The 18833-nt window shown below is 59.2% G+C and carries 15 protein-coding genes and 1 pseudogene; 4 read left to right on the top strand and 12 right to left on the bottom strand.

Going from position 1 to position 18833, the window contains the following annotated elements:
* Positions 1 to 17 precede the first annotated feature (17 nt).
* Positions 18 to 1679: a DUF1302 domain-containing protein gene (locus ACRESJ_RS25645; RefSeq protein ID WP_126588874.1), complete on the bottom strand. Its 1662-nt coding sequence runs from the start codon at positions 1677 to 1679 to the stop codon at positions 18 to 20.
* A gap of 419 nt (positions 1680 to 2098) precedes the next feature.
* Here ACRESJ_RS25645 and ACRESJ_RS25640 point away from each other — a divergent pair, with 419 nt between their 5' ends.
* Positions 2099 to 2944, top strand: a complete 846-nt coding sequence (locus tag ACRESJ_RS25640) for an SDR family oxidoreductase (protein ID WP_020300816.1) — start codon at positions 2099 to 2101, stop codon at positions 2942 to 2944.
* A gap of 64 nt (positions 2945 to 3008) precedes the next feature.
* Entirely contained in the window at positions 3009 to 3893 is an 885-nt protein-coding gene (locus tag ACRESJ_RS25635) for a DMT family transporter (RefSeq protein ID WP_020300817.1), read from the top strand.
* Here the strand turns inward: ACRESJ_RS25635 and ACRESJ_RS25630 are convergent.
* The 8 genes and pseudogenes from ACRESJ_RS25630 to ACRESJ_RS25595 form a co-directional block, all read right to left on the bottom strand.
* Positions 3890 to 4675, bottom strand: coding sequence for a tyrosine-protein phosphatase (locus ACRESJ_RS25630; protein ID WP_020300818.1), 786 nt, complete (start codon positions 4673 to 4675; stop codon positions 3890 to 3892). The genes ACRESJ_RS25635 and ACRESJ_RS25630 overlap by 4 nt on opposite strands.
* A gap of 2 nt (positions 4676 to 4677) precedes the next feature.
* Positions 4678 to 5865, bottom strand: coding sequence for a phosphotransferase (locus tag ACRESJ_RS25625; protein ID WP_082643858.1), 1188 nt, complete (start codon positions 5863 to 5865; stop codon positions 4678 to 4680).
* Positions 5862 to 6899: an amidohydrolase family protein gene (locus ACRESJ_RS25620; RefSeq protein ID WP_020300820.1), complete on the bottom strand. Its 1038-nt coding sequence runs from the start codon at positions 6897 to 6899 to the stop codon at positions 5862 to 5864. The genes ACRESJ_RS25625 and ACRESJ_RS25620 overlap by 4 nt, the downstream gene beginning before the upstream one ends.
* Positions 6900 to 7108: 209 nt before the next feature.
* Positions 7109 to 8471: pseudogene (locus ACRESJ_RS25615) on the bottom strand (DUF1329 domain-containing protein).
* Between the two features lie 27 nt (positions 8472 to 8498).
* Positions 8499 to 10166: a DUF1302 domain-containing protein gene (locus ACRESJ_RS25610; protein ID WP_020300822.1), complete on the bottom strand. Its 1668-nt coding sequence runs from the start codon at positions 10164 to 10166 to the stop codon at positions 8499 to 8501.
* Between the two features lie 64 nt (positions 10167 to 10230).
* Positions 10231 to 11721, bottom strand: coding sequence for an aldehyde dehydrogenase family protein (locus tag ACRESJ_RS25605; RefSeq protein ID WP_020300823.1), 1491 nt, complete (start codon positions 11719 to 11721; stop codon positions 10231 to 10233).
* Positions 11718 to 13337, bottom strand: coding sequence for a GMC family oxidoreductase (locus tag ACRESJ_RS25600; RefSeq protein ID WP_126588873.1), 1620 nt, complete (start codon positions 13335 to 13337; stop codon positions 11718 to 11720). Before ACRESJ_RS25600 ends, ACRESJ_RS25605 begins: the two co-directional genes overlap by 4 nt.
* A 52-nt stretch (positions 13338 to 13389) precedes the next feature.
* Positions 13390 to 13641, bottom strand: coding sequence for a ferredoxin (locus tag ACRESJ_RS25595; protein WP_154220403.1), 252 nt, complete (start codon positions 13639 to 13641; stop codon positions 13390 to 13392).
* 294 nt (positions 13642 to 13935) lie between these two features.
* Between ACRESJ_RS25595 and ACRESJ_RS25590 the strand changes: the two genes are divergently transcribed.
* Complete coding sequence (locus ACRESJ_RS25590; RefSeq protein WP_032904483.1) at positions 13936 to 14559, top strand: TetR/AcrR family transcriptional regulator; 624 nt, start codon at positions 13936 to 13938, stop codon at positions 14557 to 14559.
* A 5-nt stretch (positions 14560 to 14564) separates the two neighbouring features.
* Here the strand turns inward: ACRESJ_RS25590 and ACRESJ_RS25585 are convergent, their stop codons facing one another.
* Positions 14565 to 15476, bottom strand: a complete 912-nt coding sequence (locus ACRESJ_RS25585; RefSeq protein WP_020300825.1) for a LysR family transcriptional regulator — start codon at positions 15474 to 15476, stop codon at positions 14565 to 14567.
* A 142-nt stretch (positions 15477 to 15618) separates the two neighbouring features.
* Here ACRESJ_RS25585 and ACRESJ_RS25580 point away from each other — a divergent pair, with 142 nt between their 5' ends.
* On the top strand, positions 15619 to 16524 hold the full coding sequence (locus ACRESJ_RS25580; RefSeq protein ID WP_020300826.1) for a helix-turn-helix domain-containing protein: 906 nt from the start codon (positions 15619 to 15621) through the stop codon (positions 16522 to 16524).
* 39 nt (positions 16525 to 16563) lie between these two features.
* Here the strand turns inward: ACRESJ_RS25580 and ACRESJ_RS25575 are convergent, their stop codons facing one another.
* Both ACRESJ_RS25575 and ACRESJ_RS25570 read right to left on the bottom strand, forming a co-directional pair.
* Complete coding sequence (locus tag ACRESJ_RS25575; RefSeq protein ID WP_020300827.1) at positions 16564 to 17490, bottom strand: quinone oxidoreductase family protein; 927 nt, start codon at positions 17488 to 17490, stop codon at positions 16564 to 16566.
* 94 nt (positions 17491 to 17584) lie between these two features.
* Positions 17585 to 18832, bottom strand: coding sequence for an MFS transporter (locus tag ACRESJ_RS25570; protein ID WP_020300828.1), 1248 nt, complete (start codon positions 18830 to 18832; stop codon positions 17585 to 17587).
* Position 18833 lies beyond the last annotated feature (1 nt).

The following is an 18833-nucleotide window of genomic DNA, read 5'->3' as shown; positions in this document are numbered from 1 at the left end:
GATTCTTGTTTGATTTATCAGAAGGAGGTCTTGAAGGTAAAAGCCAGCCAGCCGCGGTCTTCACCGCCTACGTTGCCGTTACCGGCGACGGTGCCATTGGCCAGGTTCTTCGGTTGGGCCGCTGTGTCGGCATAACGCAGGCCGAACTCATACAGCTGGGCATAAGTGAGTTTGACGCCGACGGAGTAAGCCAGCGCGCCTTCGCTGCCGCCACCGGCTGTTGGTGCGTTGCCATGCAGGCCGTAGTTGACGGTGAGAGGTACATCCATGTCCCAGGAGGGGAAGATCGAGATGTATTGCGGAGTGTAGTTGACCGCGACCGCATAATAATCTTTCGAGGAGCAGCCATCCGACTCGCTGCCGGACCCGGCGATACCTGGCGTTCTGGCATTGGTACAAGCGGCTTTTCCGACACCTTTATAGAGCTCTTCGTGTTCAGTCACGCGATCCAGGTGGCTGTAGGCGAACTCACCCACTAGGGTCGCGTTGTTCGAAATGAAGTTACGCGGCACGCCGTAAACGGCGTTGGCAATAAAGTGAATGGTGTCGCCGCGCGGGCCTTCGTCGTCCAGCGCGCTGACGCCAGTGGCATTCAAGGCACCGTTCATGCGGTAGGACAGTTCAGAGCCGACCGCAACCGTGTTGAAAACCCGAGCAAAACTGACGCCTGCCAGCTTCACGCCACGCGGGTAAACAACCCGGTACGAACCCAGCGCTGCCTTGACCTGTGGGGCCAGCCAAGGCTGGTAGTCGTCGAACTGGCGATAGTAGGCGCCGAACGTCGATTCGACTTCTTCAACGTTGAGTTTGGCCATCACGCCCCAGTTTTTGCCATCGCGACCGAAGCGCGAATCCTGACGCTGCAACGTCGCTCCGTTAGGCGCTACCGGCAGTTGGTCCGGACCTTCGAACAAAGGGTCGGCCGCGCCGAAATAGGTACCCCCATAAGGAATGCGCGTGGGCTCCCATTCGTAGAAGTATTGACCGGCAACCGAAAGGTGATCAGTGACCTGGGCCTTGGCCGAGATCTGCCCCACCGGCAGAAACACTTCCTTGGTTTCGATACCCGGGCTGGTCGAGGCTTTCACGCCATCGCTGGGGGCCTGGGAGTAGGACACGGCGTGAGCGCCGAACAACAGGCTTTCACCCCAATAGTTGGTGTGACGACCGACTTTCACGTTGACCGGTGTGTCGCCGATGTTGAAGTTGCGCCAGACAAAGGCATCGAGAATCTCTCCCGACGGGCCGTTCATGTAGCGCTTCACTTCGTCGCTGTAACGATTGTTGTGATAGCTGGTGGCGTAGCCGGGAACGTTACTTTTCACATCGTGATCGTTATAGGCCTGGTCAAACCAGCCGGCACCACTGAGGCGTCCACCCCACTCGTTGAGGTAGGAAAAGTCGAGTTCGCTCAACACATCGAGACGATTTGTAACAATGTCGCCTTTATCGAACTTGCCGTCGGACTCGTCGAAGTTCGGCGTGTTCATGATGCGACTGTCCTGACTGTCAGTCCGCATGCCCAGGTTGTAGCGGACCGTGTTGTCCCAACGCAGGCGATAATCAGGGTTCGGCAGATCGAAAGAGAGCGCCATGACGCCTTGAGAGCCGCCAACCATCATCAGCGTAAGCGCACCTTGAGCCAGTACCAGCCGACTCTGCTTGGTCTTATGATTCATACACACTACCTTTTATTGTTATTTTCAGTCGCTATGTGCGTTCAAACGGTCGCTCCAGCGATATGCGCTACCCCACAATATCGTTGAATGTCTCGCCTGGACAGTCCGCTGAAGAGGTCTGGCACGCATCCAGACCCACTTTCCTCCTCAGTTGAAAGTCACCGTAACGGATCACAAAATAAAATTCCACATAAAGATTTGCATTCTCCATATAGAATTTCACACCCTTCAAGGTGAAGAATCGTTCCAGCAAAGGCGTTTCGCCGGTAAATACTGCACACAAAACAGATAAACGTTCAAATAAACTTTGACGCTTTTGTGCTTTGGGCTTTCAATAGCCCCTGCCATCCCACAGAACGCCTGGCGTTGCGCGGGTAAAACGGCAGTGAACCGCCAGAAGAAAAACAAGAGGAGCCACCATGAATATTGATTTGAGTGCCAAACGCGTGATCATCACGGGCGCTTCGCGGGGCATTGGTCTGGCCATCGCCCGGGCATTCGCAGCTGAAGGGGCGCGGGTAGCGATATGCGCCCGTAGTGCGTCAGACGTCCGGGAAGTCGGCGCGCAACTTGCGGAACACGCCCAGGCGGTGATTGCCCGGGCTGTCGACGTGACGGACAGTGAGGGGGTCAAGGCGTTTGTTGCTGAAGTTGCACACGCGTGGGGCGGGGTCGATGTGTTGGTGAACAACGCCGGTCAAGGCCGTGGCGGCAACCTCGACACCCTCACTCCGGAAGTCATCCTCGAACATGCCAACATTCTGCAGATGGGGCATTTCCGATTCGTGCAGGCGGTGGTGCCGTTCATGCGTGAACAGCGCTGGGGACGGATCATCGAAATCAACGCCTTGGCCGGGGTGATTCCGACGCCCGACGGAATTCCCTCAGTAATCAATCGCGCATCGTGCATCGCCCTCTCCCGCTCATTGGGCATGTCACTGCCCAAAGACAATATCCTGGTCAACAGCCTGAACATGGGTTGGATCGATACCGGTCAATGGGATCGTCACTACAAGGAAATGGGACCTGGCGTCAGTCGCGAGGAGTTCGACGCCATGGTGATGAAGGTGGTACCGCTCGGGCGTTATGGCAAACCTGAAGACGTTGCCGGTATGGCGCTGTTCCTGGCCAGTGAATATGCCAGCTTCATCAGCGCCGCCTCGATTGACATTGCCGGCGGCATGGGTGGGCAGATTGCCTACTTTCCAACCCTCAAACGCGATTTTGCCGCGACGATTGCGGCACGTAACGCTGCCAGCGAATAACACCAAAACATATCGACAAACTCTCCGGTGCGTAGTGCGCACCCTCAACGTTGGCGCCCCCGTGATGAACTTGCTGTTCCCTGTTCTTGCCACGCTGATCTGGGCCGCCAGTACCGTGGTCAATCGCCTTTCGGTTGGGGTGATTGACCCCGCAGCCATTTCCTTTTACCGCTGGCTGGTCGCGTTGCTGGTGTTGTCACCGGTGATGTTGCCCAAGGTCTGGCGGTTGCGGCAGCAGATTCGGCCGCACCTGCCCAAGTTGTGGCTGCTGGGCTTGCTCGGCATGTCGCTGTACCAGTCGCTGGCCTATTTCGCCGCGCACACTGTCAGCGCCACTTCCATGGGCCTGATCCTGGCGACCATGCCCCTGCTCACCGTGCTGCTCGCCTTTCCCCTGCTCAATACCCAACCGACCGCGACGTTATTGGTCGGTGCTCTGGTGTCGTTTGCCGGGCTGACGTGGTTGCTGGCCGCAGGCGACCTGCCCTCGCTCTGGGCACACGGGGTTGGCCAAGGGGAATTGATGATGTTGCTGGCCTCGCTGTCGTACGCGTTGTACTGCGTGCTGGTCAAGCGCTGGCAGATTCCCCTGCCGACCTGGGAAAGCCTTTACGTGCAAATAATCTGCGGCACCCTGCTGTTGGTGCCGCCCTTTGTGCTGGCCCCTTCGATAGCCCTGACAACCGCAAATGTCCCGCTGGTGTTGTTCGCGGGTCTGTTTGCCTCAGCGCTGGCGCCCGGCTTGTGGATGCGTGGCTTGCAAACCCTGGGGCCAGAAAAAACCGCCGTGCTGATGAACCTGGTCCCGTTATTTACCGCGGTGTTGGCGATTGTGTTGCTGGGGGAAACATTGCACCTGTACCACGCGGTCGGAGGCGGATTGATTTTACTGGGAATTGGATTGGCGCAATGGAAACCCGCGCGGGTAGTGACCGAAGTCGTGACCTAGGCGACCAGCAAGGTATCGCGCAATGTCTGCAAGCCTTTCTGGCTCAAACCACTGAAGCGCTGCAGGTAAAGATCCAGTCCACCGTACTCGGCGTCGATCACTGCATACGCAGCATTCAAGTACTCGGGACGGGCATCCAGCACTGCATCAATGGCCGCCTCGCTGACCGCTTGGCCGACCAGGTGGCTCACCGTGGTGCTCATGGCCTGCTGACGCGCCACCTCCAGCTGACTGAAGCGACGTGCCGAGAGCACATAGTCGGCCATGATGTGCTCCGGTGCGACGCCCAGTGCGTGCAGCAGCAACATCACCGCGACCCCGGTGCGGTCCTTACCCGCCGTGCAATGAATGAGCACCGATGCATTGCGGGTAGAGAACAGCTCGAACAGCGCTGGCAACAACGGCGCCAACAGGTGCGGAAGTTGCCGGTAGACCTCCAACATCATGTTTCGCGCGCCCTGAGTCTCTGGATTATCAGCGAGCATGGCGGCAATCCGTGGGTCGGCACGAACATCACCAAGCACCTCCAGGTGGAGTTGCGCGATAGCCGAATCGGGTACGCCGCTCGGGTAACGCTCACGCTCTGCGGCGCTGCGTAAATCGCAGACGGTTGTCAGGCCGATCCGCCGCAAGGTCTGCCAGTCTTCAGCGGTCAGTCGATCCAGCTGTTCTGCCCGTAACAGGTAATGGTCGCCGATACGACGACCACAACCGGTGGGAATACCTTTGAGGCTGCGAAAGTTATCCGCACCCTGCAAGCGCAACTCTTCCTGCCCGACCATTCTCAATCCTCCAGTAGATGTTGATAGGCCTGCGTTAACGGACGCGCGCCCTGCCCCAGTGTCGGCGTACGGCGAGGCTTACGCCCATGTGTGAGCAAACGCACGGTATCAAAATCTTCTGCAGCGGCGAAGAAACGTTCCACCATCGGCAAACCGTCCTGCCCCCAGTCATCCATATTCGACATCCAGGTCTGCATCCCCCAAACCGGCCAACGGCGAAACTGTTCCCAGGCAGCGTCCTGGTCAAGCACGCCTTCGGCACCGAGGCTGATCAGTTTTTCGCGGTACACCCGCAGCAGGCGTTGCGCATCGGCGCGCCGTTCCTCGACGGTTAAGGCCCCCAGCATAAAATAGGCGATATCGCGCCATGGCCGGCCACGCCTCGACAGTTGCCAATCCAGCCAGATACGTTGGCCGTCGCTGCGTAAAAAACTGTTGCCCTGATGCGAATCACCATGGATCAGGCAGCTGGGTGACGACTGTTCGCGCTCGAAAGCTGCCAATTCATCAAACGCATGGCTGAACAACTCCGGTGTCTCATACATCCATTTCGGCAACAGGCGTTGGTACTCCGGTTTGCGCAGATTGACCTTGATGTAGTTGTACATACGCAGCAGGCCGTCGCAGTCCACCGGGTTGGCCATCGACACCGGCAGCCAGCCCTGGCCCCGTAGCTGCGGACTGTTCCAGGTGGCAGCATGCAACGTCGCCAGTGACTCCAGCCCCCGAGCGACGCCATCCACGCCCAGGTGATCGGTGCTATGGCCAAATTTCCCGGCGGCCAGACCAAGGTCTTCCATCATCACCACGCCTCGACCGCCGCCATCGGCGTCCCAGTCGGTGAGATAGGTGTCTGGCAGTGGCGCATCGGACCAGCCGTGCGCCAAATGATAAAAGCGCGCTTCCAGCTCACAGATATCGCCGCTCTCGAAACCCTCGGACCAATTCGACTTCAGGCACACGTGCGCAGGAATACCCGCGTGCTGACCGACCTCATTCAACTCAAGCCTGACGCGGAATTTGGTGGTGTGACCGTTTCGAACTTCCACTGCCGTTAACGCCAGCACCTCGACGCCCGGATAACGCGGCTGCAATAGCTGAGTTAGCCAGGCTGCGGTAATTTCGCTCAGGTGCCGTGGCAACCGTCCGCTGCGCTGCGGGTAGGGCCGCCCCAGCGAGCTATCCGTCACGGCGTCAGCACCCGACCAGCGTTGGCCGGCACCTTCAGCTTGAGCAGTTCGATCGCGTTACCGCTGCGAATCCGCTCGCGGTCTTCAGCGGACAAGCCGATGCCTTCGGTCAGATCGCCATGGTCGTAGGCCCCGCCAAAGTTAGTGCCGTACAACAGGCGCTCCGCCCCCACCACCTCGGCAACGCCACGACGCAAGCCCGGCGCATGAACGTCAAGGTCGAAGTAAAAGTTCTGCAGGTAATCCATCAACGGACGCTGATTGCGCGAGTCCGGTGCCATGGCCCGGTTCAGTTCGCTCAGGCGCCCCAACTGGAAAACCGCCATGCCACCGGCATGGGTGATGTAGGTTTTCAAGGTCGGGAAAACATCCAGCGCGCCACCGCAGATCAGGTACCAGAAGAACAGTGTTTCATCGACGCAGTCACCGACGATGGAGGTGGTTTCAAACTTGTCGTCCGTGTGTTTTTCGCCCCAGTAAATCGACTGATTGAAGCCATGCACCATGATCGGTACATCCAGCTGGGTGAGTTTTTCCCAGACGGGGAACAGGCGTTCGTCGTGAGCCTCCAGGCCATTGAAGTTGGCCCCGCCGACGCACACACCCTTGGCGCCCAACTGAGTCACTGCGCGTTCAATTTCCTTGGCCGCATTCAGCGGATCCGCGAGGTTGGCGTGGCACCAGAAATCGAAGTGGTCGGGATCAGCCCGACAAAATGCCGACAACTCGTCATTGCAGATGCGCGCGTATTCGTTAGCGAAATCTCCCGCCCAATACATAAAGCAATGAGACGGCGTGGACATCACCAGTTTGTCGACACCCCGCTCGGCCATCAGCTGGCGACGGCTGGCGTGGCTCATGCGCGCGAGGATATTGGCCTGCGCTTCGGCATCCGTCGCGGCTTTGACCGGTTGCTTGGTGCCGAGGGAAAAATGCCCCACGGTCAGCCCCTGCACTTTCATGAATGGCCCCCAGAACTCGTGACGGTTCAGCATGCCCTCAGTCAGCAAGTGGGCGTGGACATCAATCAGCATGGCGTTCTCCTTGTTGTAATTAGCCAGCAGACCGAACGACCCGCTCGCAGGGCATCCGGATCAATTTAAGGGATAACTGCACCCTCAATAATATAAACACATTTCTAATATGTGTTCATTTAAATATGAGTCGCAGGGCTACCTTTTATAAAATCCGCACAAAAAAAAGCGGCCCTCTCAGGCCGCAAATGCGTGTTCAACCGATGAAATCAGCGTTGGGTCTCCTGGGAAACAATCGACTCAGGCTTCATGTCACGCTCCGATAACGGCGTGTCGTGCACCCGATATCCGCCCTTGAGGCCATCGTTGAGCAAAGACCACATGCCTTTGTTGAAGTCATAGCTGACGTTTTTTTACCGTGTACGGCAGGTTTTTGTCGTACAGCTGCACGCCACTCTGGAACAGCGCGCGATACAGCACCCCGCCCTGGTCCCAGGCGTCATACAGGCCGGCACCAAACGTGTCTTCGTCGAGGTAGTAGGTGCGCTTGCTGTAGACGTGGCGTTTGCCCGGTTTCAGAGTCGCTTCCACCACCCACACCCGGTGCAGTTCCCAGCGCTCGCAAGCCGGGTTGGCATGATGCGGCTTGAACTGTTCTTCCTGGCCGCAACTGAAGTAGAACTTGTAGGCGTTGTACGGGATATACATCTCCTTGCGGCCCACCAGTTTGTAGTCGAAACGGTCCTGGCTACCGGAGAACATCTGCAATTCGTCGAACAGGTTCACACCGCCCTGGTTGGGCACCGGCGTGTCGTAGGCGAACTCCGGCGCCAACTTGATGCGGCGCATGCCTGGGGTGTAGCTCCAGGCACGCCGTGGCTGGCTTTGCGGGTCGAGGTAGTCAGCGAGGATGATCAGTTGCCCGGCGCTGCGGGCCGGATAACTGTCCAGTGCCCAGGCGCGGTAGTACAACTGCGGATCGCGATCGGTCTGTTGAGTCTGGTAGTACGGCGCCTCCTCCATGGTCGCGGACTCGGCGGTCTTGGTCACCGAACCCTGAGAATCCACTACCCAACTGTTGGACGAAGCCGTGGTGGTGTAACCCGTTCCCTTGTAGCGCAGTTGTTGATTCCAGATGACTTCATTGCCGTTCTGCGGAAGCGGGAACGGCAGCCCGCCTCGGCATGCCGGATCGACTGCGAGGTTGTCCTTGGTCGTGCGGCAGTTACTGGCGTTGCGCACAGAGGCATCGAGCAACGCTTGCGGGTACGCCGCGGTCCGGTGGGTCGGGTAAATATCCAGGTAGTAGTCGGGAAATTTACTCAGCAGCATTTTTTGCCCGCCGCTCAAGCGGTCGGCGTATTGCTCCATGTTTTTCGAGTTGATCCGCAGCAGCGGTTTTTCATCCTCGAAGGGGTCGGCCCAGAAGCCGCTGTCGGGCTTGAAGCCTGGCGGGCTCTGCGTCAGGCCGCCGGTATAGGGAGGAATGCTGCCATCGGCATTGCCCGCGATAATTGCGCCGAACGGCGTCAGGGTTTTTCCGATCTGTGCAACCTGGTCGGCCGGTGCCGCAGCCAGGCTGGCGGTGGCGATGCTCAACAGCGCCACCGCCCATGCAAATTGTCCTTTCATAAACAGATACTCCGCTTCTTGGCTTTTTTAGATGGAGGTTTTGAAGGTGAAGGCCAGCCAGCCACGGTCGGTTCCGCCCACGGCGCCGTTGCCCCCGACGGTGTCCCCGGGAATGTTCTTCGTTTGAGCGTCTGTATCGGAATAACGCAAACCAAATTCATAACGCTGGGCATACGTCATCTGCACGCCGGCAGACCAGGTCAGCGCGCCTTCGTTACCACCGCCGGCACTGGCTGCGTTGCCCGACAGGCCATAATTGACGGTCAACGGTACGGTCATGTCCCAGGACGGGAGTACCGACAGGTATTGCGGTGTGTAATTGACGGCGATGGCCGCGTAATCCCGGGTCGAACAACCGTCGCGCTTGTCCCCTGAACCGGGTGTGCCGACGCGGGGGTCAACGCAGTTATTGTTGTTTTCACCCAGATAAAGCTCTTCGTGCTCGGTCACTTTGCGCAGGTGGCTGTAGGCGAACTCGCCGATCAGCGTGGCGTTGTTGGCGATAAAGTTACGCGGCACGCCATACACAGCGTTGGCGACGAAGTGGTACGTATCGCCACGCGGTCCTTCGTTGTCGGAAGGATCAACGCCGACCGCGTTCAACGCACCGCCCTTGCGATAGGAGATCTCGCTGCCGATCGACACCGTGTCGAGCACGGTCGAAAGACTCAGGCCGACCAGTTTGACGCTGCGCGGGTACACCAGGCGGTAGCTGCCGGTAGCGGCCGAAACTTCTGGCGCCAACCAGGGTTGGTAGTCATCGAACTGGCGGTAGTAAGCGCCCACCGTCGATTGAATCGCCTCGACGTCGTATTTGGCCATTACGCCCCAGTTGGCGGAGTCACGACCGTATTTGGACTTCTCCCGGTTAAAGGAAAAACCAGGTGCTACAGGCAAACGGTCCGGGCCTTCGAAGAACGGGTCCGCTGCGCCGAAGTAGGTGCCGCCGTACGGAATGCGCGTGTAGTCCCATTCGTAGAAATATTGAGCGGCCAGTGTCAGGTTGTCGGTGGCCTGAGCTTTGACGGATATCTGCCCGATGGGCAAGAACACTTCCTTGGTTTCAATGCCAGGACTGGTCACTGCCTTGGCACCATCCAGAGGCGCTTGCGAGTAGGAAATCGCATGGGCACCGAACAGTAGCCCCTCGCCCCAGTAATTGGTATGCCGGCCGATCTTGACGTTCACCGAAGCATCGCCCAGGCGCAGGTTTTTCCAGACGAAGGCATCGAGGATTTCCCCTGAAGGGCCTTCGACGTAACGCTTCACTTCAGAGCTGTAGTGGTCGTTGTCGTAGCTGGTCTGGTACCCGGCAACATGACTGCGCACCGTGTCATTGTGGTACGCCTGGTCGTACCAGCCGGCGGCGCTGAGGCGTGCCCCCCAGTCTTTACGGTAGGCAAAATCGAGTTCAGTGAGCAAGTCGATGCGGTTGGTGACGATGTCACCCTTGTCGAACTTGCCGTCCGATTCATCGTAGTTAGGGTTGTTCATGATGCGCCGGTCTTGCCCCTCCGTTCGCATCCCCAGGTTGTAGCGCAGGGTGTTATCCCAACGCAGATGAAAGTCTGGATTAGCCAGTTCGATCGGCGCAGCCATCACCGCTCCACCGTAACCAAACGCCATTTTCCCTACCGCCAGCAGTACCATGGCCCGCTGGGCTCGCATGCGTCCCTGTTTGCTCATCTTTTTCATGCAAACCACCTTTTGTTTTTATTGTCAGTCGTTTTGTCTGCTCCCCGCTCGCGGGGTGTCATGGCTAGCGGCCGATGGGGTAGATGATGGATTTCTCCTGGGTGAATTCTTTAAGCCAGTTCGGCCCGAACTCACGGCCCAGTCCTGAACGTTTGAAGCCGCCGATGGGCGCATAAGGCAAGCTGCCGCTACCCCCATTGAGGTACACACTGCCGGCACGAATTCGTCGAGCCATGGCATAGGCGGTGGCGGCATCTGCAGAGGAAACAGCGGCGTTGAGGCCAAACCGCGAATCGTTGGCAATGGCAACCGCCTCGTCATCACTGTCGAAACCGATCACCACCCCCACCGGCCCGAAGATTTCCTCCTGGGCGATGAGCATGTCGTTGCTTACGTCATCGAACAGGGTGATGTCGCTGAAGAAGCCCTGGCGCAGATGCGCAGGTCGTCCACCACCGCAGACCAGCGTGGCCCCGGCGTCGCGGCCGCTGGCGATGAAATGCTCGACCTTGGCGCGCTGCGACTCGCGGATCAGCGGGCCCATCATCACGCTCGGGTCCGCCGGGTCACCGACCTTCCACTGCCCGGCAATGGCTTTGGCGCACTGCACGAATTGCTCGCGTACCGAGTGATGCACAACGAAGCGGGTGAGCAATGCACAGCCCTGCCCCGCGTTGACCGCCAGCCCGGCGACAGCTCCCAGCGCGGTGGCCTGAATGTCGGCATCGGCGCGCACGATCAACGCCGATTTGCCGCCCAGTTCCAGATGCACGCGCTTCAGGGTCGGCGCCGCCTGACTCATGATGCTCATGCCGACCGTTTCCGAACCGGTGAACGAGACCATGTCCACCCGCGGGTCGCTGCTCAACAAGCCGCCCACTTCAATACCGCCGGTGACAATGTTGAGTACGCCCTGGGGCAGGCCGATTTCTTCAGCGATCTGACCGAACAACAGCGCCGAGTACGGGGTAAATGGCGAAGGCTTGAGCACCAGGGTGTTGCCGGCCAGCAAGGCCGGAAACACCTTGGCCAGGTTAAGAAGAAACGGAAAGTTATAGCCGGTGATGCCGGCCACCACGCCGATGGCCTCACGCTCCACCGTGCCGCTGCCGAGAATCATCGGCCCTGCCGGGTTGAACGGATTGGGATTGGCCTGCACCGGAATCTGCAAGCTGTCGCTGTGCACAGACTGCTCGATCGCGGTCAGCACATGGCCCAGCGGCATGTCCACCTGCATGGCATAAGTCACGCCTTGGGAACAGCCGACCTCAGCGATAATCAGCGCGGCAATTTCCTCCCTTTTTGCCACCAAAGCTGCGTGCATCCGCCGCATGTACCCGGCCCGTTCGGCCATGCTCAACCAGGGCCAAGGGCCGTTATCAAAGGCGTTGCGTGCGGCGGCGATGGCTGCGTCGGCGCTCTGCAGATCACCATTCGGTGCATGACCGATGACCGCTTCGGTGGCCGGGTTGAGCACTGCTTCGCGCGGACCGTCAACATCCACCCACGCGCCATCGATGTACAGCTTGTCCAGCTGGGTAAAGGGAACACTCATGGTGTTGGATCTCCTGAGACTTTGCCGGTGATAATTTCTGCAGCGCGCATGGCAATGGCCATGGCCGGGGCATTGGTGTTACCGGAAACCAGGCACGGCATCACCGAAGTGTCGACCACACGCAGGCCCTCGACGCCGCGCACACGCAGTTGCGGATCGAGCACCGACGCGCTGTCGGCACCCATGCGACAGGTCCCGGAAACGTGATAGGCGGTCTGGCCGAAGCGGCGGAACGCAGCAAGAATTTGCGCGTCGCTTTCTACCTCCGGTCCCGGTGTCAGCTCGCCGACAATGAATGGCTTGAGCACCGGCTGTGCAGCCAGACGGCGGAACCAGCGAAACAAGGCAATTGCGGAAGTGCGATCGATCTCGGCGCTCAAATAATTGGCGTTGATCCGGGGTGGAACCGTGGCGTCCGCCGATTGAATGCGCACCTCACCCTGGCTCTGCGGACGCAGGAAATAGCCACCGATGGTCAGGCCGGGCTCCTTGTCGATTTCGACCTTGTTACCGTCGCCATCCATGGAATAGAGGCTGACGCCGATTTGCGCGTCCGGACGATCCAGCTCCGGGCGCGTCTTGATGAAACCACCGGCCTCGTGAGCGGCGTGGGTCATCGGTCCTTTCTTGCGCAAAAAGTATTGGGCCACTGCACCGAGTAACCCAATCCCATGGAAGCAGTGATTGAAGCTGCCACGGGTGACCCGATACTGCATGGCCATGTACACGTGCTCACGCAGGTTACGCCCGACCTCGGGGGCGTCGTGCAGCACACTGATACCCAGCGAGTTCAACAGTGCGGCCGGGCCGATGCCAGACAGTTGCAACAGCTTCGGCGATTCAATGGCACCGGCGCACAACAACACCTCGCGGCGCACTTCGAAGCGTTCCTTGCCGGCGCTGTTGTTGACCTGCACGTCACAGGCACGGTGATTGCTGAACTCGATGCGTTGAACATCCGTGCCGGTCATTAACGTCAAATTCGGACGTGCGCGCACCGGATCGAGAAAGGCCTTGGCGGCACTGAATCGCTGGCCTTTCCAGGTGGTTTGCGGCTGATAGCCGAAGCCACCCTGAGTGACCGAGTCGATATGATTGGTGTCTTCAGTGCGCGCCACACCCAGCTCACCGGCCGCGCTGATGACGGCATCGCACAGGGCGTGGCCCGATGGGTGCACCGTGACTTTGAGCGGGCCACCGACTCCGCGCCATTGGCTCTTGCCCAACTGGTGGTCTTCGAGGGCGACAAACTGCCGGCCCATGTCTTTCCAGCCCCAGCCCGCGCAGCCTTGCGCTTCCCAATGATCATAATCAGCGGGTGCTCCCCGTACATAGACCATGCCGTTGACCGAACTGGAGCCGCCAATCGTTTTGCCTTTGAGCCATTGCTCATCGCTCATACCCTCACCGCGTGCAGCCTTGTAGCTCCACACATGCGGATTGCCGGGGCTGAGCAGTTTGCCAATGCCACGGGGCATGGCAATCAACGGACTGGTGTGATCCGGTCCGCTCTCGATCAGCAGCACCGAAACGTTCGTGTCGGCAGACAAGCGATTGGCCAGGACGCAGCCGGATGACCCCGCACCGATGATGATGTAGTCGTAGGTTTTGCTCATTGTTGTTCTTCTTTTGCGGGTTGCTGAAAGTCTTCCATTACCAAGGCGGCACTCACCGGTGTTCGTCGGATGTATCGCGAACCTCGATGACCCGTTCCGGGCAGGCACGGGCACCGCGGGTTGCCAGCCGCTCTTGCCCAATCGGCACACTTAAGCCGTTGCTGGCGATGTAGCCGTTGTTATCGAGTGGATAGAGCGCGGGCGCGACGTTGTTGCAGCGGGCATGACCTACGCAGCCGGATTGGTTGATAGGCGTTTTCGCCGTGGGCGGTGAGCTCTGCCCATAGATCGAAATCGCGGGCAAGGTGCTTGGGAATGTGCGCAGGAACAGGTGCAGGCGTTTCAGGAGCGTTATTCATTATTGTTCTCCAGGTCTCTATCGGACTGGAGAAACGGTAAGGCCGCAGACGCAAAGCCACAACGAACAGAAGCGCAAATCTGTACGGCATAGACGGAATTAATTAACACTTTCGCCGAATATGTTCTAAAAATAATCCTGCTGGTGCAAAAAATCCTCTGTCATTGTGTTCTGATCACCGCCGGGAAGCTCTTGTACCCGCCGTCATGAAACCAATAAAAAGCGCTGCCGAGGTTAAGAATGTCTCACCTAGCTTCCGTGCAAACAGCCGATAAAAATCACGCCAGTCAACGCCACGCCTTGCGTTCCCAACGCACCCGGGAATTGTTGCTGGACCACATGTATCGCCTGGCGCTGGAAAAGGGCTACGAAGGAATTACGGTCCAGCAATTACTGGACAGTACAGGGGTCGCGCGCTCCACCTTCTACGCGCACTTTCGCGACAAGGAGGACCTGATCGTCGCCGGGTACGAAGCCATTGGCGTTCCCTCGACCAAGGTCACCGAAGTTGATGGCGACCGCCGTGTCCTGCTGGATGTTTCGGCCTGGCTGTTCAGCGCCACCGAACGTCATGCGGCACTGACAACGGCGTTCTTCAGCGGCCCGGGACAGAACGTGATTCTCGCGCACCTGGAAAATATCCTGATCATCCAGGTCCGGGAACACTACCGGAAACAGGGCCTGTACCAAATCGATCAACTGCGTGGCGAGGCCGCCGTGCGCTGTTTCGTCGGTGCCCTGGTGGGGCTGTGGTTGTGGTGGGTGCGCCACGACTATCCGAACCCGGCGCGGGAAATGACCGAAACCTTCGACAGCCTGATGAACAACGGCACCTGGCCGCCTGACAACAACGTGCGCCAGTAGCGGGATCAAGAGGCGCAGGCCATGATCAGAAACTGTCGGAATGCCTGGGTCGGTGCCGACAAACAGTTATCCGGCAGCCAGATCAGCCCCAGTTCCATGGGTGGAATCACATCCACCAGCGGCCGGATTTCAATCTTCTTGCCTTCCAGAGACCAGGCCCGGTACAGCATGTCCGAGAGAATGGTCACACCGAAACCATGCCCCACCAGCCCGCGCAATGCCTCCATGGATGAGGTACGAAAAGCCACCTTGGGTGCCAGTCCGCGGGATTCCCAATAGCGCATGGTCGAGGTCTCCCCCTCATCGACCGTGGCCAGGATATAGGCATGCTCGGCGACGTCTTCGAGATTGATCGAGGTGGCAGACATCAATGGGTGCTGACTTGCCAGCCAGAGTTGGCGGCGCGAACGAATTAGCACATGGTGAGCGAAACCGTGCAAGTTCGGCGTATTGGAGACAATTGCCAGGCCCAAGTCGAGGTCGCCATTGCTCAGGGCCGCTTCAATGCTCTGGCGGTCCATGTCGATCAGGTCGATCTCTACCTGAGGGTAGCTACGTTTGAAGCGTGCCAGCAGCGCTGGCAGAAAGTAACCGAGCACCGTGTAGGAGGCACCCACACGCACGGTTCCTTGCATCGCATGGCCGAGAAACAGCGGTTCACTGAGAGCGTCCTGCAGCGTGTCGAGAATGTGCCGCGCATGCTGGGAAAACTTGTTGCCTTCAGCGGTCAGCGCCACGCCATGGGGCAAGCGGTCGAACAAGCTGACGCCCAAGGACTGTTCCAGATGCAACACCGCCGCAGTAATCGCCGACTGCGATACATGCGCCTTCAGCGCCGCCTGGGAAAACTGGCCGGCGTCGGCGGCGGCAACGAAATAGCGCAGTTGGCGCATGGAAATATCTTTGCCTTTCGTCATCTGATTTTCTGATACCTGCCGCCTGAATATATGAAACAGCTCGGTCCACGGGCTGGTTACACTCGAGACCGGGTAGCTGCCCTGACGTATCGTTATCCTTCGAATTTCAGCGCCAATAATAAAAATGGCTGAAGGTTGAAAAATGAACGCGATCCACTACAGCGAGTACGACTGTGAAGCGTCAGGTAATTTCCTGACCGAAGCTTCATTGGCCAGGCAAGGCTTCGACATCCGGGTTGAACACGCGCAATGGTCCAACACTGGCACTGCCTTGATAGAAACCGGCGACAGTTGCCTGTTGCGCTTGATGCTGCCGGCCAGCTCGCAGATCAAGCCTAACTGCGGCGGTTTTTCCAGCCACGGTGCGCCTCAATTCCAACCCCTGGGCAAGCTGTTGTTCATTCCCCATGGCACCGAGTTCCACCTGCGTCACGATGCCGGAGAGCAAAAGGCCCTTGTGTGTCTATTCGACCCCTCCTCACTCGGCGTCCTGGGCAGCTATCGCTGGAACTGGCAGGACAACGTCAGCGCAGCCATGCTCAACCTGCAAAGCGGCTACTTGCACGCCTCGTTGCAACGGCTGGCCGAAGAAGTCGCCAACCCCGGCTTCGCCAGCGAGCTGCACACCGAGTGCCTGCTCACCAGCATTGCCCTGGACCTGCGCCGCGAATTTATCGACGCGCCCGACGATGCCACTTGTTCCTCACACTGCGCTGAAAAACTCAGCCATCGTCAACTCAACATCCTGCGTGAATTGCTCGACAGCGCCAGTGACGAAGGCCGCTCACTGGGCCACTTGGCGCGGGCCTGCGAACTGCCGTTGCGGACCCTGTCCAGTCGCTGCAAAAACACCACCGGCATGACCTTGCGCCAGTACGCCGCGCAAACCCGTTTGCAAAAAGCCGTGGCGCTGTTGGCTGACCCACGGTTGCTGATCAAACAAGTGGCCTATCAGGCCGGCTTCAACAACGCCGCCGCTTTCAGCGCGGCCTTCCGTAAAGAGCTCGGTGTCACACCCGAGGAATTTCGCCACCAGCGCCAGCGCTGAAAGGCACCCGGACAAGGGCGCCTTCCAGCAATACGGGCTTTAACGACGAATCGTGGCGGTGATTTTGGCGTGTGGCCCATTGACCTGCGCGGCCCAGGCTTCAGCCGCCTGATCGAGGGTAAAATCCAGGTAATCCACCTGAATCTGCTGCTCTTTGGCGATCTTCAGCAGACGCAGCCAGATCTGTTCACGGTCTGCGGGCGGGCGCTGGCCAGTGCCGATGCACGACAGATTGCGAAACAACAGATCGGCAATATCCAGATTGAGCTGGCGGCCGGCTCCCGTGCCAATGGTCATGATCCGTGCGCCCCAGTTGGTGGCCTTCAGCGACGTCAACATCGGTTGACCGCACACGAGGTCGAGCACCACATCAAATCCGCCATCGGCCGCATCCTTGAGCGCCGCGACGTCATCGCTGCCACCCAGGGTCACCACTTCATCGGCAAGGCCTCGCGACTTCAACCGCCCCAGTGCTTCAGCGGACCGGGCAGCACCGACCACTTTGCCTGCACCCAGACCGCGCGCCAGTTGCAGGGCGATCTGGCCGAGCGTGCCGGTGGCGCCCAGGATCAGCACCTTCTCACCCTTCTGAATCGCGGCTTTTTCCAGGGGCACGATGGCGCCGGTCGCAGCGATGCCCATGCTGATCGCGGTTTTATCGTCCACGTCGTCCGGCACATTCCATACTTCGGCTTGCGGCACCAGGGTGCGCTCTGCCCAGGCACCAAACGGCAACACCGAGCGCTCGCCGAAATACACCCGGCGGCCATCCGGCGCACGGCCAACGCCTTCTCCGCGAATGACACAGGGATATTCAACACCCAGACGGTAGGCGCCGAGTACATCCCAGCCACCAAGGCCAGCGGTATCGACATCGATCAGCACCGAGCCGTCTAGCGGCTGCGGATCACGAAACTCGCCCACTACCGGCGGCGCATTGCGCTCGGAAATGATTGCTGCACGCATGGCATTCTCCTTGTCTGTTTTATTGTCAGGCTGCACTCGAGGCAATAATTGAACATTATTCTGTTATTTGTCTATATTTACTTCGGCAGCTTCTCTAACTGGCAACTAATGGCTCGGACTGATATCGCGGATACCCACCCAATGTCAGCAGCAGCAATGGGCCGACGACAAAGCAGATAAAACTGAACAGCAGCATGGCCGAGTAGCCACCGGTGAGCTTGAACAACCCGGCGAACAGTAACGGCGAGATCGCCGCACCTGCGGTAATCAAGCCCAGGTGCGCGCCAAACAAGCGGCCGTAGTCGCGCATGCCGAAGTAACGGGCGATCAGGAAAGCAGCGATATCGAACTCGGCACCGGCACCCACGCCGACCAGCAACGTGGCGAGGGTGTACATCGCAATACTGGAATCCCCATAGGCAAAAATGCCGCAGGCAAATGCCGGCATCAGCAGCGCGACAGAGGCAACACCGGGCGCCCACAACCGGTCAATCAGGTAGCCCACCAATAGTCGGCCAAGGATCAGCGACACGCCGAAGCTGGCGAAAATCTGACTGGCCTGCAGGGCGCTCAGGCCACGGTCCTGCAGCAACGGCACAATGTTGGTGACCATGCCCACCACGCACGACACCACCAACGTCATCGACAGGTTGCACACCCAGAAACGCCAGGAGCGCATCGCCTCGCGCAGCAGTAGACCGCCGGTTTGTTCGCTGGTGGCGGGGAGTTGCGTCGAGTTGTGGCTGACATTGGTGGTCGGCAACAACCAGCGTAAGGCCAAGGGCAACGCCAGCAGCACCGGCAATACACCCAGCGCGAGGAATCCCGCCTGCCAATTCCACCGGCTGATCGCCCAGGCGGTGATCAGCGGAAGCATGATGGCCGCCAGTCCGGAGCCACTGAGGATGATCGCCAGCGCCAGACCACGGTTTTCCTCGAACCACAAGTTCACCAGGTGCGACCAGGTCACCTGCAACGTACCCAGCCCGGCTAGCGGCACCAGGAAAAAGCCAAGGTAGAGGGTCCAGATCGAGCCATTGATACAGGTCAGGGTGAAGACACTCAGGGACAACGCGAGCAGCGACAGCAACGTGACCCGGCGCAAGCCGTAGCGCGAGTTGAGCCAGCCGGCCAATTGCGACGCGACGATGGTGCCCAGCGATAACGCGGTGATCGCCGCCTGCAACTCCGCCCTGCCCCAGCCCATGGCCTGTTCCAGCGGAATCACCATGGAGCTGAAGCTGTACAGCAGCAACGAACTGGAACTGGTGGCAACGCCCACCAGCGCCAGAATCAGCACCCGCCAGCCGCGTTTGAATTCTGCGTTATCAAAGCCTTTCATG

This window comes from Pseudomonas sp. (assembly GCF_050739655.1).
Classification (GTDB): Bacteria; Pseudomonadota; Gammaproteobacteria; order Pseudomonadales; family Pseudomonadaceae; genus Aquipseudomonas.
The sequence above is the reverse complement of the archived record's forward strand: the minus strand, read 5'-3'. Positions and strand labels throughout refer to the sequence as shown.